14 protein-coding genes are annotated in these 15,403 nt (G+C 55.6%); 11 read left to right on the top strand and 3 right to left on the bottom strand.

Translation table 11 applies throughout. From position 1 onward, the window contains the following. Positions 1 to 10 precede the first annotated feature (10 nt). Together HALTITAN_RS22375 and HALTITAN_RS22380 are read left to right on the top strand one after the other, a co-directional pair. Positions 11 to 676, top strand: a complete 666-nt coding sequence (locus HALTITAN_RS22375) for a c-type cytochrome (protein ID WP_022519755.1) — start codon at positions 11 to 13, stop codon at positions 674 to 676. Continuing rightward, entirely contained in the window at positions 673 to 1,689 is a 1,017-nt protein-coding gene (locus HALTITAN_RS22380) for a c-type cytochrome (RefSeq protein WP_039860597.1), read from the top strand. The genes HALTITAN_RS22375 and HALTITAN_RS22380 overlap by 4 nt, the downstream gene beginning before the upstream one ends. Before the next feature lie 343 nt (positions 1,690 to 2,032). Here the strand turns inward: HALTITAN_RS22380 and HALTITAN_RS25050 are convergent, their stop codons facing one another. From HALTITAN_RS25050 to HALTITAN_RS22390, 3 genes are all read right to left on the bottom strand, one after another. Next, positions 2,033 to 2,326 (bottom strand): GIY-YIG nuclease family protein, encoded by a 294-nt coding sequence (locus tag HALTITAN_RS25050; protein ID WP_022519796.1) that lies wholly within the window; start codon positions 2,324 to 2,326, stop codon positions 2,033 to 2,035. Between the two features lie 526 nt (positions 2,327 to 2,852). After that, positions 2,853 to 3,635 carry a thiol:disulfide interchange protein DsbG gene (dsbG, locus tag HALTITAN_RS22385; protein WP_039860598.1) on the bottom strand — a complete coding sequence of 261 codons (783 nt, stop codon included), beginning with the start codon at positions 3,633 to 3,635 and terminating at the stop codon, positions 2,853 to 2,855. Positions 3,636 to 3,854: 219 nt separating this feature from the next. Continuing rightward, positions 3,855 to 5,621 (bottom strand): sugar phosphorylase, encoded by a 1,767-nt coding sequence (locus HALTITAN_RS22390; protein ID WP_039860599.1) that lies wholly within the window; start codon positions 5,619 to 5,621, stop codon positions 3,855 to 3,857. 211 nt (positions 5,622 to 5,832) lie between these two features. Here HALTITAN_RS22390 and nrdR point away from each other — a divergent pair, with 211 nt between their 5' ends. From nrdR to lon, 9 genes are all read left to right on the top strand, one after another. Next, entirely contained in the window at positions 5,833 to 6,324 is a 492-nt protein-coding gene (gene nrdR / locus HALTITAN_RS22395) for a transcriptional regulator NrdR (RefSeq protein ID WP_022519727.1), read from the top strand. Continuing rightward, entirely contained in the window at positions 6,321 to 7,496 is a 1,176-nt protein-coding gene (gene ribD / locus HALTITAN_RS22400) for a bifunctional diaminohydroxyphosphoribosylaminopyrimidine deaminase/5-amino-6-(5-phosphoribosylamino)uracil reductase RibD (RefSeq protein ID WP_039860600.1), read from the top strand. Before nrdR ends, ribD begins: the two co-directional genes overlap by 4 nt. An 87-nt stretch (positions 7,497 to 7,583) precedes the next feature. Further along, the gene (gene ribBA / locus HALTITAN_RS22405) at positions 7,584 to 8,750 is read left to right on the top strand and encodes a bifunctional 3,4-dihydroxy-2-butanone-4-phosphate synthase/GTP cyclohydrolase II (RefSeq protein ID WP_027958809.1); all 1,167 of its coding nucleotides are present in this window, start codon (positions 7,584 to 7,586) and stop codon (positions 8,748 to 8,750) included. An 18-nt stretch (positions 8,751 to 8,768) separates the two neighbouring features. Then, positions 8,769 to 9,257, top strand: coding sequence for a 6,7-dimethyl-8-ribityllumazine synthase (gene ribH / locus HALTITAN_RS22410; RefSeq protein ID WP_007114490.1), 489 nt, complete (start codon positions 8,769 to 8,771; stop codon positions 9,255 to 9,257). Further along, positions 9,254 to 9,748 (top strand): transcription antitermination factor NusB, encoded by a 495-nt coding sequence (nusB, locus tag HALTITAN_RS22415; protein WP_007114491.1) that lies wholly within the window; start codon positions 9,254 to 9,256, stop codon positions 9,746 to 9,748. Before ribH ends, nusB begins: the two co-directional genes overlap by 4 nt. 36 nt (positions 9,749 to 9,784) lie before the next feature. Continuing rightward, positions 9,785 to 10,786, top strand: a complete 1,002-nt coding sequence (gene thiL / locus HALTITAN_RS22420) for a thiamine-phosphate kinase (RefSeq protein WP_009288467.1) — start codon at positions 9,785 to 9,787, stop codon at positions 10,784 to 10,786. After that, the gene (locus HALTITAN_RS22425) at positions 10,783 to 11,256 is read left to right on the top strand and encodes a phosphatidylglycerophosphatase A family protein (RefSeq protein ID WP_009288468.1); all 474 of its coding nucleotides are present in this window, start codon (positions 10,783 to 10,785) and stop codon (positions 11,254 to 11,256) included. The genes thiL and HALTITAN_RS22425 overlap by 4 nt, the downstream gene beginning before the upstream one ends. A gap of 151 nt (positions 11,257 to 11,407) precedes the next feature. Beyond that, complete coding sequence (locus HALTITAN_RS22430; protein WP_027958811.1) at positions 11,408 to 12,664, top strand: DUF945 family protein; 1,257 nt, start codon at positions 11,408 to 11,410, stop codon at positions 12,662 to 12,664. Between the two features lie 149 nt (positions 12,665 to 12,813). Next, complete coding sequence (gene lon / locus HALTITAN_RS22435) at positions 12,814 to 15,366, top strand: endopeptidase La (RefSeq protein WP_027958812.1); 2,553 nt, start codon at positions 12,814 to 12,816, stop codon at positions 15,364 to 15,366. The last annotated feature ends 37 nt before the right edge of the window (positions 15,367 to 15,403 follow it).

Here is a 15,403-nt window from a genome sequence, read left to right on the forward strand (position 1 = left end):
AGAAACCGAGATGAATAAAAAATACTTAAGCAGGTTTGGCCTGCTGATAGGGATTAGCTTAGTCACTGGAGGCGCGCTGGCGCAGCAGGGTGACGCGGAGCGAGGCCAGGCTGCAGCGGCTACCTGCACAGCCTGTCATCAGGCCGATGGCAGCGGTATGAATGTGCCCAATGGTGAGTCATGGCCGCGCTTAGCGGGGCTGAATGCGGACTATATCGCTAAGCAGTTGCACGACTTTAAAGCCGGGCAGCGTCAAAATGCGACCATGATGACGTTTGCCAATATGCTCGACGATCAGCAAATAGCCGATGTTGCCGAATACTATAGCCAAATGCCGGTAACGCCGGGGCAAGGCGGCGATGAGGCCGACGAAGCGCTGCTGGCGCGGGGTCAACAGCTTGCCGAACGCGGCGATTGGAACGCCTACATTGTTTCCTGCCAAAGCTGCCACGGGCCCGGTGGTACGGGCGTTGGCAGCACCTTCCCAGGTGTCGCCAGCCAGCATGCTGGCTATATCAGCGCTCAGTTGAGGGCGTGGAAAAACGAGACACGCATCAACGACCCACAGAATCTCATGGGGGCCATTGCCAAACGCATGAGCGATAACGACATTCAGGCGGTGTCTGCCTGGTATGCCATGCAACCCGGTTCAGAAGAACAGGAGACAGCACAATGACCATCTGTCGTCGCTCCCTCGTCATAACCCTGACCGGCTGCTCGCTGGCGTTCGGTACCATTTATACAGCCACGGTTTTTGCCCAGCCAGAAGAGCGTCCAGACGCTGCGCTGAATATGCTGGTACACGAGCCCCCCACCATGGAAGACCTTGAGAATTCCGAACTTCATCCGGAGCTGAAGAAAGTCATCCGCTATGGGCATGATCTATTCACCAATACGCAGCAGTTGCGTGGTGAGAACGTGTTCAATGATATGAACTGCTCTAGCTGTCATTTGGGCGAAGGGCGGGTGCCGTTCAGTGCGCCAGTGTGGGCCGTGGCTATCACGCTGCCGGATTTTCGTGGTAAGAATCAGCATGTGAATAACCTGGAAGAACGTATCGCAGGTTGCTTTGCTTATTCCATGAATGGCGTGCCACCGGAGTATGGCAGCGATGAAATGCTGGCGCTGAGCGCCTACCACCAATGGCTGGCCACCGGTGCGCCGATGTATCCAGACAAACCGATCTATGGGCGTGGCTTCCCCGCACCGGATGAGCCAGCTGAAGAGCCCGACTACGCTAGGGGCGAAGCGGCTTACCAGGAAAATTGTTCGATATGCCATCAGAACGATGGCTCTGGCCACTATGAAAACGGCGAATACGTATTTCCAGCCCCTTGGGGCGACGGCTCTAATAATTGGGGCGCGGGGATCGCGCGAGTAGAAACCATGGCGGGCTTTATTTACCAAAATATGCCGCTTGGTCAGCCGCGGTCACTCAGCGATCAAGACGCCTGGGATATTGCTTACTTCATAAGCAGCCAAGAGCGACCCCAAGACCCTCGCTACACGGGCGATGTCGCCGAGACAGCCGAGCGTTTTGGCCCGACCTTCCATAACCGCTCACTGTACGGGCAAACCCGCGAACACGACGGCCATGTACTCGGTGATCACGACAACTTCGGGGAGAAGGGCGACCTTAAACCCTGGAACGTCGGGATGCCGAGGTTTGAAAACCTTTCCGAGGAGTAATACCGTCACGAAATGTGATTATGAGGAACTTTCATTTTTTGTCATTGAGAGGAGTCCTCTTTATGTCATTGCGAGGAACTTGCGACGAAGCAATCTTTGGCGGTGGCAGATTAACCCCGAGATTGCTTCACTACGTTCGCAATGACAGGTAGAGGATTTCAATGACATCACCTACGTCATTGCGAGGAGCGCAGCGACGCGGCAATCTTTGGCGGCGGTGGCAGATTAACCTCGAGATTGCTTCACTACGTTCGCAATGACAGGTAGCGGATTTCAATGACAGGGAGGGCCCACAATGAAAGAGAGGCTCACGATAATAAGGGGTGTGGCACTCAGAATGATATTAGTATGGGGCAAGCTCAACCCAATCAGGATTAAGGGAGTCAATTAGAGCATTTTTACGTTGACGTGAACCCGCTTTAAGCTGTTTTTCGCGCCTGATGGCATCTTCTATACTATTTGACTCCTCTAGCCATACAAGTTTGTGGCAACGGTACTTTTTGGTGAATCCTGGCATTAAACCTTGGCGGTGTTCATAAAGCCTGCGCTCCAAGTTGTTTGTAACTCCTATGTAAAGAACGCGGTGAGTGCGGTTAGTCAGCATATAAACATAATAAAGATTGTTTGTTGTCGACATGAACCGACCTTTCGGTGATGGATTTTTATTAATCTAACTTCATTTTATTAGCAATGGTAGGGGCGCATCATTGCAGTCAGTATCCTTATTTTGACTATGAAAAGTGAAACGACCTTAGCTTGCAGTGGTAGATTAACCTAGAGATTGCTTCGCTTGCGCTCGCAATGACAGGGGGCGGGCTCACAATGTCGGGTTGCTCGCAATAACAAATTAGATGCTATTGCGAGTAGCCCTATTCATGTCATTGCGAGGAGCGCAGCGACGCGGCAATCTTTGGCGGCGGTGGCAGATTAACCCCGAGATTGCTGCACTACGTTCGCAATGACAGGTGAAGGATTTCAATGACATCACCTACGTCATTGCGAGGAGCGTAGCGACGCGGCAATCTTTGGCAGTGGCAGATTAACCCCGAGATTGCTTCACTACGTTCGCAATGACAGGTGAAGGATTTCAATGACATCACCTACGTCATTGCGAGGAGCGCAGCGACGCGGCAATCTCAGCTAGCGGTGGCAGGCTAAGTTCATCAAGGTGTTTCACTGCCCATCATCTCGATCAGCCGCTCATCACTGGGCATACCCTGAATACGGTCAAGACGCACGGCCCCGTTCTCTGTTTCACGCTGAAAAACGGAAGTGGGGGTTGCATATAGGCCCAGCTCTTCGAACAACTGGTTATTGGCGTACACCTGCTCTTCAATTTCTCTCGGTTGGGCACTAGCTTCGATTTCCTGCTGGCCGCTTTCATGGGCATACAGTGTCGCCGCTGGATCGTCGGCGCCGAGAATAGCGGCTGCTTTTCCAGGGCTGTCGGGTGCTAAGATACCTACCATGATATGGCGTAGCTGCACCTCACCTGCTTCCACCCAGGGGCGAACGTCTTGCCACATTTGACGGCAGTAGGGGCAGTTGGCATCCGTGAAGGTGTAAATCACCCGGGGGGCATCCACATTGCCGTCCTGTACCCAGTGGCTTTCGCTTAATAGCTGCCATGTTTGTGCCTCTAGCGGTGCACGTACATGCTCATCCAGTTGCGCTTCGGTAAGGTCATTCCCCTCATTATCCATTAGCGTACCCACCACGGCGTGCTCGCCATCCGGCGTCAGGTAAATCGCCATGTCCTGGCCCTGCACGCTGGCGCCGTAGCCGCGCAACCCTCCGGGGGCATCGAATTGACCATGAATTTCCAAGCCTTGGTCGGCAAGTGCCTGAATAGGGGCGGGGAGCTCATCGGCATAGCTCGCAGAGGTGCCGACCAATCCTGCCAGCAGGAGAAAACCACTTATGCCAGCGTGACGTTTTAAGTGCATTGCAGCGCCTTGTTTGAATAAGAGTGAGAGGCTAGAGATTTAATAACCGCCGCCTTAGTGCTGGCAATCCCTAAAATAATGCCGTGTTGCGATTATCGCAGCACAACATTATTTAGGGATTATGCGCTTTATAACTGGGGCAATATGTCGCAACTTACGGTTTTTGAAGTTTACGGTTTTTGAAACTTTAGATTTCTCAATGGTATTAACGAAATGGCATTAACGATCAGCTACCAGCCAGCGTACCGCGTATGGCGGTAGCGTGCCTTCGGGAATCCATGGGTTGCCAGGATCCAGCGCTTGCCAGGCGTGTTTTTCAAGTGCCTGGGTAACTGCCTCGCCCACGTTTTCTAAGGGAAGCGGCAGATCGGTGACGTTGTACAGCGCCAGTAATCGGCGGCCATCGTGCAGTGGGCCGCGCTCTACCGCCAGCAGTTCCGGTGCCGAGACTAACACCCGCTGGGCGGCATTGGGGTGAAAGCAGGGCTCTTGACGGCGCTGGTCTAATAGCCGGTTTAAGGCGTGAAAAACATCGTGGGTGGGCGTTGAAGGGCTATCTAACAGCAGGTCTAGCTCGCTACGCTGCCAGCGCCGGCGGTTGATCGAACGTAGCCGCCCACTGCGCTCAACGCCTTCCACGTCATTGAGTGTGCCAGTTAGGGTATGAATATACAGCGCGGGGATACCTTGCAAACTCAGCATAATTGCTTGGCTGCATAGAAAACGCGCTACCTGCCACGGGTCGGGGCCGCGGCGGGTGCCGCGCATGGCTTCAAACCAGGTGATATTGATCTCATAGGGCGTATCGCTTCCATCGGGGTTGCTACGCATGCTGACAAAGCCTCCGAAACGGTGCATCAGCTCCAGCAGCGCATCCCGCTCGTGATCGGGCAATAAACCTTCCAAGGGGCGCACGCCAATGCCGTCGTGGCTGGCCGTAAAGTTGAGGTAGGTGCATTGGTCGGGCAGTACCGGAAGGCTGGCAAGCCAGGTTTGTAAGGTGCTCGCTTCGCCCCGGGTGAGGGTGTGCAATAGCAGCGGGGGGAGGGCAAACTGATACACCATATGGGCTTCGTCGGGGCCCCCCGCTGGCAACCGATCCAAGCCAAAATAACTGATATTTTCCTGGTGGGGCACATTGGTTTCGGTGATTAACAGGGTACCTGGGGCCACGTGATCCACAATCGCTCGTAGCAGCCGCACCACAGTGTGGGTTTCCGGCAGGTGAATGCAGGCAGTACCCAGCCGCTTCCACAGAAAGGCCACCGCATCCAAACGTACAATCCGCGTTCCTTGCTCCAGGTAGAACAGCAAAATACCCACGAACTCCAGCAGCACATCCGGATTTTCAAAGTTCAGGTCAAGCTGGTCTTCGGAGAACGTCGCCCACAGGTAGCGGGTGCCGCGCCGGGTGGAAATGGGCACCAGCAGCGGGCTGCTGCGTGGGCGCACCACCTGGGAGACATCGGTCTCTGGATCGACTTCGATAAAGTAGTCGCGGCCGGGCAGGCTGCCGCTCAGGTAATCCACAAACCAGAGAGACTCCCGTGAGACGTGATTGAGCACCAGGTCGGCCATTAAGTCGTAATGGCTGGCGAGTTCGCGGATGTGCGACCAATCACCAAGATCGGGGTTCACTTCACGGTAGTGGATCACCGAAAAGCCGTCGTCGCTGCTCCAGGGAAAGAAGGGCAGTACATGTACACCGCTGATGCGATCGCCCAACCGCGCTTGAAGAAAATCGCTAAGCACTGCCAACGGCGGCACACTATCTTCAATAATCGAGTCACCGTAGCTGATCACCCACTGATCTTTTTCGCTCCAAGAGGGTGCGTTTTTAGTGCTGGTTCTACCGGAGCTGGATGAAAATGGGGCAAGCGACTGAAAATGCGCTAGACGCTGGTTTAAACGGCGCTGCACTTCCCCCGCCCTGGGGCCATAAAGGTGGCTGAGGTAGTCGTTAACGGTCTGCTCAAAGGGGGGCATGGGTAGCTCCTGATAAACAATCTGCCACAAACGCTGCAGCTTGTGTGCCAAATCGTTACAATACGAGGTTGATACCGCGTTTAAACGCTAAGATACATTAGCTTGTGGCAGTTACTACTGCTAAAACGCTATTAATAGCACACACATTGACAGGTTATAACACGCTAACTCGTGCGGTACGCCGACACGAGCTGACAACAGGTTGACCGCCATGCATTGCCCTTTTTGTGGTGCAAACGATACTCGAGTGACTGATTCGCGCCTGGTAGCGGATGGTGATCAGGTACGCCGTCGACGCCAGTGTGCGAGCTGCCAAGAGCGCTTTACCACCTACGAAACCGCAGAATTGGTAATGCCGCGGGTGGTGAAGTCCGACGGCTCCCGCGAGAGCTTTAATGAAGCCAAACTGCGGGCAGGTATGTTGCGTGCGCTGGAAAAGCGTCCGGTCAGTGCAGAAGCCATTGAAGCGGCGGTAGAGCGCATCCGCCAAACCTTACGTGCCCGGGGCGATCGCGAAATCAACGCCCGTGATATTGGCGAGTCGGTCATGCAAGCGCTTAAAACCCTCGATCACGTAGCCTATATCCGCTTTGCTTCGGTATATCGCAAGTTCCAGGATCTGGATGAATTTCGCGCTGAGATTGACCGGCTGTCCCAAGAGCCCTCTTCCCGACTGGGCCATGGCAGCGAGTCGTCAAAATGAGTGCTGTCTTTAGCCAAGCCGACCACCGCTATATGGCGCGGGCGCTGCAACTGGCGCAAAAAGGCTTATACACCACGGATCCCAACCCGCGGGTCGGCTGTGTGATTGTGCGTGACGAGCAGATTGTCGGTGAAGGCTTTCACCTGTGTGCCGGTGAACCCCACGCCGAAATTCACGCGTTGAATGATGCTGGTGAGCAAACCCTGGGCGCGACCGCGTACGTCACCCTGGAGCCTTGTTCCCACACCGGCCGCACTGGCCCCTGCGCGGTGGCGCTCCAGGAAGCGAAGGTGTCGCGGGTAGTGGTTGCCATGGTGGATCCGAACCCGCAGGTGAGTGGCCGCGGTATTCGTCTGCTTGAAGAGGCGGGTGTTGAGGTGGCGGTGGGGTTATTAGAGAGTGACGCGCGCGCTCTGAATCCCGGCTTTATTGCTCGCATGACCCAGCAGCGTCCCTTTGTGCGCCTGAAAATGGCGATGAGTCTAGATGGTCGTACCGCCATGGGGTCGGGGGAGTCTCAGTGGATCACCGGGCCTGAAGCACGCACCCAGGTGCAGCGGCTACGGGCACGCTCCAGCGCGATATTAAGCGGCGTTGAGTCGCTCATTATGGACGACTCTCGGCTGACGTTACGAGCAGAGCAGTTACAGCTTAACAACGCAGACGAAGTGGTTCGCCGCCAGCCCCTGCGGGTGATTTTAGATACCCACTTGCGCCTACCTCTGGCGGCAGCCTGTTTAAGCGAGCCTGGGCGTACGCTAGTGATCACCACATCAGACCACTTGGAAGAGAAGCGGGAACGGTTAACTCAGGCGGGCGCTGAAGTACAGGTGTTGCCCGCCGGTAGCGATGGCCGTATCGATTTAGTGGCAATGCTGCAGTGGTTAGCCGAAAATGAACAGGTTAATGAACTGCTAGTGGAAACCGGAGCGACATTGGCGGGCGCTATGCTCGATGCGGCGTTGGTCGATGAGCTACAGCTGTTTGTTGCCCCCACACTGTTAGGCGGCGAAGCGCGGCCCCTTTTTGCGTTGCCAGGGCTCTCACGTATGGCCGATCAGCGGCGGTTAACCATTCACGATATGCGAGCAGTAGGGCGCGATTGGCGCATTATTGCATCCCCTCTAGCGACTAGCGCATCTGGCGAATTTTGCGAGAGCAAGGTACCCTGACGCGCAAAATCGTGACTCACTCTCGCGACACTCTTTCTCGATAACCTATCCTGACAAGCTATCGTGACAACACTTATTGGAGATTCCATGGCGCACCCCTCCTCTAGAGGCTTAGCCCCTATCGCCGAGCTGGTGGACGATATCCGCCAGGGCAAAATGGTGATTCTCATGGACGATGAGGATCGCGAAAATGAAGGTGATATCATCATGGCCGCCGAAAAAGTGCAGGCCGAGCATATCAACTTTATGGCCCGTTTCGCCCGCGGCTTGATCTGCATGCCGATGACTCGCGCCCGCTGTGAGCAGCTTAATCTGCCGCTAATGGTGCGTGATAACGGTTCCGGTTTTGGCACCAAGTTTACTCTCTCCATTGAGGCAACCGAAGGCGTCACGACGGGTATTTCAGCTGCAGATCGTGCGCGTACCGTGCAAGCCGCGGTGGCACCCAATGCAAAGCCCTCTGATATCGTTCAGCCAGGCCATATCTTTCCGCTGATGGCCGAGCCGGGCGGCGTGCTGCGCCGTGCCGGGCATACGGAAGCTTCGTGTGATTTGGCGGCACTGGCGGGCTGTGACCCTAGCGGTGTAATCTGCGAGATTATGAATGATGATGGCAGCATGGCGCGCCGCCCCGAGCTTGAAGCCTTCGCCCAGGAGCACGGTATTAAGATCGGTACCATCGCGGATCTGATTCACTACCGTATCGTTAACGAACAGACCATCGATCATCTGGAAGCGTCAACGGTCATGACCTCCCATGGCGAGCTTGAGCTGCACGTGTTCCGTGATCGTATCCAGGGCGCTCACCATTTGGCGTTGGTGAACGGTCAGCCCACACCGGAACAGGCCACCACGGTGCGCGTGCATCTGACTGATACGCTGCGCGATGTAATGGGCTTGATGAAAGACGAACAGTGCCGCTGGGATGCCCATCGCGCGCTGGAAGAGATTGCCAGTGCCGCGCCAGGCGTGTTTGTGTTGATTGACGACGGCCGCCCGCACCAGGATTTGAAAGACCAACTGGATATCTTTTTGGATCGCGTGCGCCAGCCGCGTACCAGCGACTCCGACGGTGCCGGTAACTACTTGACCATCGGCACCGGTTCTCAGATTCTGCGCTATTTAGGCGTGGGTAAAATGCGATTACTTAGTTCACCGTGGAAGTTTTCGGCGCTGTCCGGCTTTGACCTCGAAGTTGTAGAGCGTCTGGGCCCTAATGACACGGCGTATGAACCAACTTCTCAGCAGAACTAATTCAGCAGGAATAAATTGATGCACTCCCTCACTCAAGTTGAAGGTACGTTTGTTGATGTCGATGGCCGCTATGTCATCGTGGTCGGCCGTTTTAACCATCACGTGGTCGATAGCCTGGTGGAAGGCGCCGTCGACAGCTTGACCCGTCACGGTGTCGACGCCGAGCATATCCACATTGTTCACGTGCCGGGCGCCTGGGAACTCCCGCTGGCGGTGAAGCGCGTGTTGAAGGTAATGAAACCCGACGCAGTGATTGCCCTGGGCGCGGTCATTCGCGGTGGCACACCGCATTTTGAATACGTAGCGGGCGGCTGCAATACGGCGATTAATCACCTGCAGCTTGAGTTTGATACCCCGGTGGCTAACGGCGTGTTAACCGTTGAAACCATTGAGCAAGCGATTGAGCGTGCAGGCACCAAGGCCGGTAACAAAGGCACCGAAGCTGCCATGGCCGCGATGGAAATGGTCTCTCTGCTCCGTGCGCTACCGTCAGGAGATACCCAATGAGCGAGCGTAAACCCTCTGCCGCTCAGCAGGGCCGCCACGCGGCGCGGGAATTAACGGTGCAGGGGCTTTATCAATGGCACATGACGGGTAAATCCATTACCACCATTGAAGCCGAGTTTCGTAGCCAGGTCGCCGACGATGACCTGGAAGATCACGAAAATTGGGTCAAGGTGATGGAGATCGCCGACAAGGCGCTGTTTCACGAGTTACTCCATAATACCGTGCGGTTCAAAGCGGAACTGGATCGTGAAATCTCTCCCCTGCTAGACCGCCGCTTAGAAGATCTTGATGCGGTAGAGTTGGCCATCCTACGGTTGGGCGCTTACGAGCTTTCCCGCCGCATGGAAGTACCTTATCGTGTCGTCATTAACGAAGGCGTTGAGCTGGCTAAGTCATTTGGCGCCACCGATGGCCATAAATACGTGAACGGCATTCTCGACAAGCTGGCTATTCGCTTGCGCAGTGCCGAGGTCAGCGCTCGTCGTCTCTGAACGCGAGCGGTATGACAATGCGTTTAAGGGGCCTTTGTGCTTGCCGAATTTGATTTGATTCGACGCTACTTTATGTCGTCGCAGGAGGCGTCGGCTGCGTCAAATGGCGTCACACTGGGATGTGGAGACGACGCCACGCTGCTGTTGCCGCAAGCAGGCCAACAGTTGGTCGTGAGCGTTGATACCTCGGTGGTGGATGTACACTTTCCCCGCGAAGCATCAGCATTTGCGGTGGGTCACCGTGCCTTGGCCGTTGCGCTGAGCGATCTGGCCGCCATGGGGGCGACTTCGCGTTGGTGTTTGATGGCGTTAACCCTTGATCAGCGCCAGTTTACCAATGATGAAGCCACCCATGCTTGGCTTACAGACTATGCGCGAGGCTTTCATACGCTTTGTCAGCAGCACGCCACCACGCTGGTGGGGGGCGATGTCACTTCCGGTGCGCTTTCCATAGGCGTTACTGTGATGGGTGAACTCCCGGTGGGCGAAGCCTTGACCCGTAGCGGTGCCCAGGCGGGAGATCTGATCGCTGTCACCGGTGCACTAGGTGGTGGGGCAGGCGGGCTGGCGCTTTGGCAGCAGGGCGAGCGCGATCTGGCGCATCCATTGTTAAGTCGCTACCTATTGCCACAACCGCGCTTAGCGGCGGGCCTGGCGTTGCGCGACTTAGCCACCGCTGCACTGGATATCTCCGATGGGCTACTGGCCGACTTGGCGCATATTCGCGACGCTTCGCAGGTCGGAGCCGTCATCGCGCTAGACGCCTTACCACTGGCGGACGCACTGGAAAGCTCCCTAGGTCGGGAAGCTGCACTAAAGGCGGCACTTTCCGGCGGGGATGATTACGAACTGCTTGTTACCCTCGGCGCTGACGACGTCGCAGAGGCGCAACAACGTTTAGCGCCATTGGGTCTCTCGCTGACCGTCATCGGCCACTGCAGTGAAGCGTTAGGCGTTACTGCCTCTGGCCAGAGTGAACTGAGTCGTTATGTCAGCGGCTATGCCGGCTGGCAGCATTTTAGTGGGGAAGCGCCATGAATCATGCACCGAAAAGTGTCTGGCGTCGCCCAACACATTTTTTTGCCTTCGGCTTGGGTAGCGGTGCTGTCCCTTGGGCGCCGGGTACCTTTGGCACGCTAGCGGCCATTCCGTTCTACTGGATGATGGCGGAACTGCCCCTGGGGTGGTACCTGAGTATTTGTTTTGTTGCCTTTATTGTCGGCGTTTGGCTATGTGATAAAACGTCCCACGATTTAGGGGTACACGATCACTCGGGTATCGTGTGGGACGAGTTTGTGGGTTACTGGCTAACCATGGCGGCGGTGCCTTTTTCGTGGGAGGCTGCGCTATGGGGATTTGTGGTATTTCGCATCTTCGATGTCTTTAAGCCCTGGCCGATTCGCTGGGCTGACCGCCGCGTGGCGGGCGGCTTTGGTATTATGATCGATGACGTGATGGCAGGGGCCTACGCCTGGAGTACTATGCACCTGTGGTTCTGGCTACACTAAACTTGGTAAGTGGTAAGTGGTAAGTGGTAAGTGGTAAGTGGTAAGTGGTAAGTGGTAAGTGGTAAGTGGTAAGTGGTAAATAGAGATCAGGAGCGGTTGATAACTTTTTTCGAGTGCATTGGCTGCAAGGCGTTGGCTTCAAGGAGGTAGCATGCGCAAGGAACGTCTGATTGTCCCCACGCTGGCGATTATAGCCGTAGTGTGGATGGCAGCGCAGCTACTCTCCAGTGTGCTGTTTGAGCGCAGTCTACGCCAAGCGCTCGAAGATCTGGAGGCGCGGGGCGAGTGGCGCGTCAATCGTACTGAGAGTCATCAAGGGTGGTTAAGCTCCCAAGGCAGGGTGATACTGTCACCGCTTTTGGGTCGACCCTGGCGCCTTGAGCTCACGTATAGCGCGCGGCACGGTATTTTAAGCACGGATGTCGAAGGCACCGTACTACCACGTCTCGATACCGTTCTGCAGCAAGCCGTGGGTGAGGTCACCGCCCCCTCTGTGCCGCGTTGGCAGGGGCGCTATCACACCCTTAGCGGTCATAGCGAATTGCGCCTTGCCCTTGCCCCCTTTGTGATTCAACAAAATGGCCGCGATTTAGCCGTCCGCGGTGGTCGGCTGCGCTTGGAAGGCGTGTTTGGCGATTGGCGACTACGCGCGTTATTTGATCAACTTACCCTGACCGACGGTATGGCCCAGCTTGCGATAGGCCCCACGGTGCTCGAAAGCCGCTATACTTATATTGATGATGCTTACCACTTTGCTCAACGCGATCACCTGCATATTGAAACGCTGACGCTCAGCTACCCCTCCTACGATATCCAGTTTTCACCTCTCGATCTAAACAGCCATATGGTGCTGGATGAGAGCGAACTCCGTATCAAAGGCGAGCTTGAAGTGGGCGATGTGATGGTGCCTTCTCAAGCGCCTGATATGCCGCTGCTCAATGGCCGCATAGAGATGGAGCTTTCGCGTTTGAATGCCGATGCGGTTCGCCACTTGATTCGCCGTTTGCGCCAGGAAGCCGCCTGGGGAGACGCTAGTCTACCTATGGCCGAAGGGTTGCTGGCCCGGTTGGAGCCGGATCTGCGCAAAGTGCTTAGCGACTCGCCACGTTTAGATGTCATGACCATCGCCATCGACAGTCCGCTGTTGGGTATTCGCCTGGATGCGGATGGCGCGCTGTTTTTTGATGCCCGCCAGTTGGATGAGCTGAGTGTGGTTAACCTCGACAAAAAGAAAGAGCAGGCGAAATGGCTGGAGCGCATTGATGGCGACTTTACCTGGCACGATGCGCCTACCGTCGCCGCATTATGGTTAGGTCTGCCCCTGGGTACTCGGGAGCTGCAGTTTGATGTGGTGCGTGGCGTTTGGCGTATCAATGGGCGCCCGATGCCCGAGCTTTGGCCTCAATAATTTTAAAAGAAAAGTTTACCTACGGTCGCAGGGAGCGCCGCTAAACTGACTGTTCTACTCGCGAAGGGTTGAAGTTTTGGCCCACTGCCCGCATTCCATGGACAACACTAGGCGGTTCTCACCGCCGGTATCGGTTCATTGGAGGACGCATGAGCGACCAGGATTACGAACACGACGCTGAACATCTTGATTGGCAACTTGATGATGAGCAGTCATCCACTACTGATGACACCCCCGGTAGTGAAGAGAGTAGTGAAGACAGTGGTGCAAACCACTCTAACGAACAGACTGAAAAAAGCTCTCAAGAGCCCGATAGTAAGCAGGGAGGAAGTGAGTACCGCTCAGACGGCGAGCGGGTAAACTCTCTGGTGCCCGCTAGCGAAATGCTGCCCGAACGCATTTACCTCCTGCCTATTCATAACCGGCCGTTCTTCCCCGCCCAGGTACAGCCGCTGGTGATTAATCGTGAGCGCTGGGAAGAGACCATGCGCCGTGTGGGTAACACGCCGCACCACACATTGGGTGTTGCCTTTGTGGGCGAGCAGGGTGTCACCTCCCTGGATCACGAAGGTTTCCCGGAGATCGGTACTGCGGTCAAAGTGCACAAACTTAAGGGCGAAGACGATCAGATTCAGTTTATCGCTCAAGGGCTTCAGCGCTTTAAAATTACCCGCTGGCTCTCCAAAGAGCCGCCTTACCTCGTCGAGGTGACCTACCCTAAAGAGCCGGTTGATGCGGAGAACGAAGAGACCCGCGCCTACGCCATGGCGATCATCAACGGCATTAAAGAGCTGCTGCCGATTAACCCGCTGTACGGTGAAGAACTCAAGCACTACCTCAACCGCTTTAGTCCTCATCAGCCGGGGCCGTTGACCGATTTTGCCGCCGCTATTACCTCCGCCAAAGGCCCCGAACTTCAGGATGTGCTGGCAACACTTTCGGTAGAAGAGCGGATGCAGAAAGTGCTGCCGCTGCTGCGAAAAGAGATCGATGTTGCGTTGCTACAGGGCGAGATCAGCGAGCAGGTAAACGCGCAAATGCAGGATCGCCAGCGCGAGTTCTTCCTGCGCGAGCAGCTCAAGGTCATCCAGCGTGAATTGGGTATCTCCAAAGGTGATCGAGAAAACGATGTAGATACCTTTAGAGCGCGTTTGGAGTCACTGGTAGTGCCCGAGCGTGTTCAATCGCGTATTGACGATGAGCTTAATAAGCTCAGCGTGTTGGAAACCGGTTCGCCGGAGTATGGCACCACGCGTAACTACCTGGATTGGTTAACCTCGCTGCCCTGGGGAGTGACCAGCCAGGATCAGTTGGATCTACCCCATGCCCGCCAGGTGCTGGATCGCGACCACGACGGTTTGAAAGACGTTAAAGAGCGTATTATCGAATTTCTGGCCGAGGGTACTTTCAAAGGCGACGTAGGCGGCTCGATTGTATTGTTGGTAGGCCCTCCTGGGGTAGGCAAAACCTCCATCGGACGTTCGATCGCCGAAGCCTTAGGGCGCCAGTTTTACCGTTTCTCAGTCGGTGGTATGCGCGATGAAGCGGAAATTAAAGGCCATCGGCGTACCTATGTGGGCGCTATGCCCGGCAAACTGGTGCAAGCCTTTAAAGAGGTCGAGGTCGAAAACCCCGTTATCATGCTGGATGAAATCGATAAGCTCGGGCAGTCCTTTCAGGGCGATCCAGCATCGGCGCTGCTGGAAGTACTTGATCCCGAACAGAACGTCGATTTCCTTGATCACTATCTTGATGTGCGCATGGACCTCTCCAAGGTGCTGTTTATCTGCACTGCCAACACGCTTGATTCGATTCCAGGGCCGCTGCTTGACCGTATGGAGCAGATCCGCCTCTCCGGTTATATCGCTGAAGAGAAGCTGGCGATTGCCAAGCACCACCTGTGGCCGAAGCTGCTCAAGCGCGACAACCTGACGAAAAAGAGGATCAGCCTCTCCGATGCGGCTTTAAAGCAGGTCATTGAAGGCTACGCCCGGGAAGCCGGAGTGCGCCAGCTGGAGAAGCAACTGCACCGCATTGTGCGTAAATCGGCCGTTAAACTGCTCGAAGAGGAGTCTGAAACGGTCAAGATATCAGTTAAAAACCTGGAGGAGTTCTTAGGTGCGCCGATTTTCCGTAAGGAGAAAGTGCTCACCGGCGAAGGGGTAGTGACCGGCCTGGCGTGGACTTCCATGGGGGGGGCAACATTGCCCATCGAAGCAGGCAAAGTACACTCACTGGATCGTGGTTTTAAACTGACCGGTAAGTTAGGCGAAGTGATGCAGGAGTCCGCCAATATCGCTTACAGCTATACCCTGGGCCACCTGCAGGAGTATGGTGCCGATACCGACTTCTTTGACTCGGCGTTTGTACACTTGCACGTACCCGAGGGCGCCACGCCGAAAGATGGCCCTTCGGCGGGTGTCACCATGACCACGGCGCTGCTCTCGCTGGCCAAGCACCATGCGATCGATAGGCCTTTGGCGATGACCGGCGAACTAACGTTAACCGGCCAAGTGCTCCCCGTTGGCGGTATTCGTGAGAAAGTCATTGCCGCGCGACGCAGCGATATTTTTGAATTGATTTTGCCCGACGCCAACAAGCGCGATTACGAAGAGTTGCCGGACTACCTGAAAGAGGGCATGACGGTGCACTTTGCCAAGCGCTACCGTGATGTGGCAGATGTCGTGTTTGGCCGAAAATAGAGCGTTGATTTTATTTGCAGCAATGGCTATTTAACCT

Source organism: Vreelandella titanicae BH1, assembly GCF_000336575.1.
GTDB classification, from domain to species: domain Bacteria; phylum Pseudomonadota; class Gammaproteobacteria; order Pseudomonadales; family Halomonadaceae; genus Vreelandella; species Vreelandella titanicae.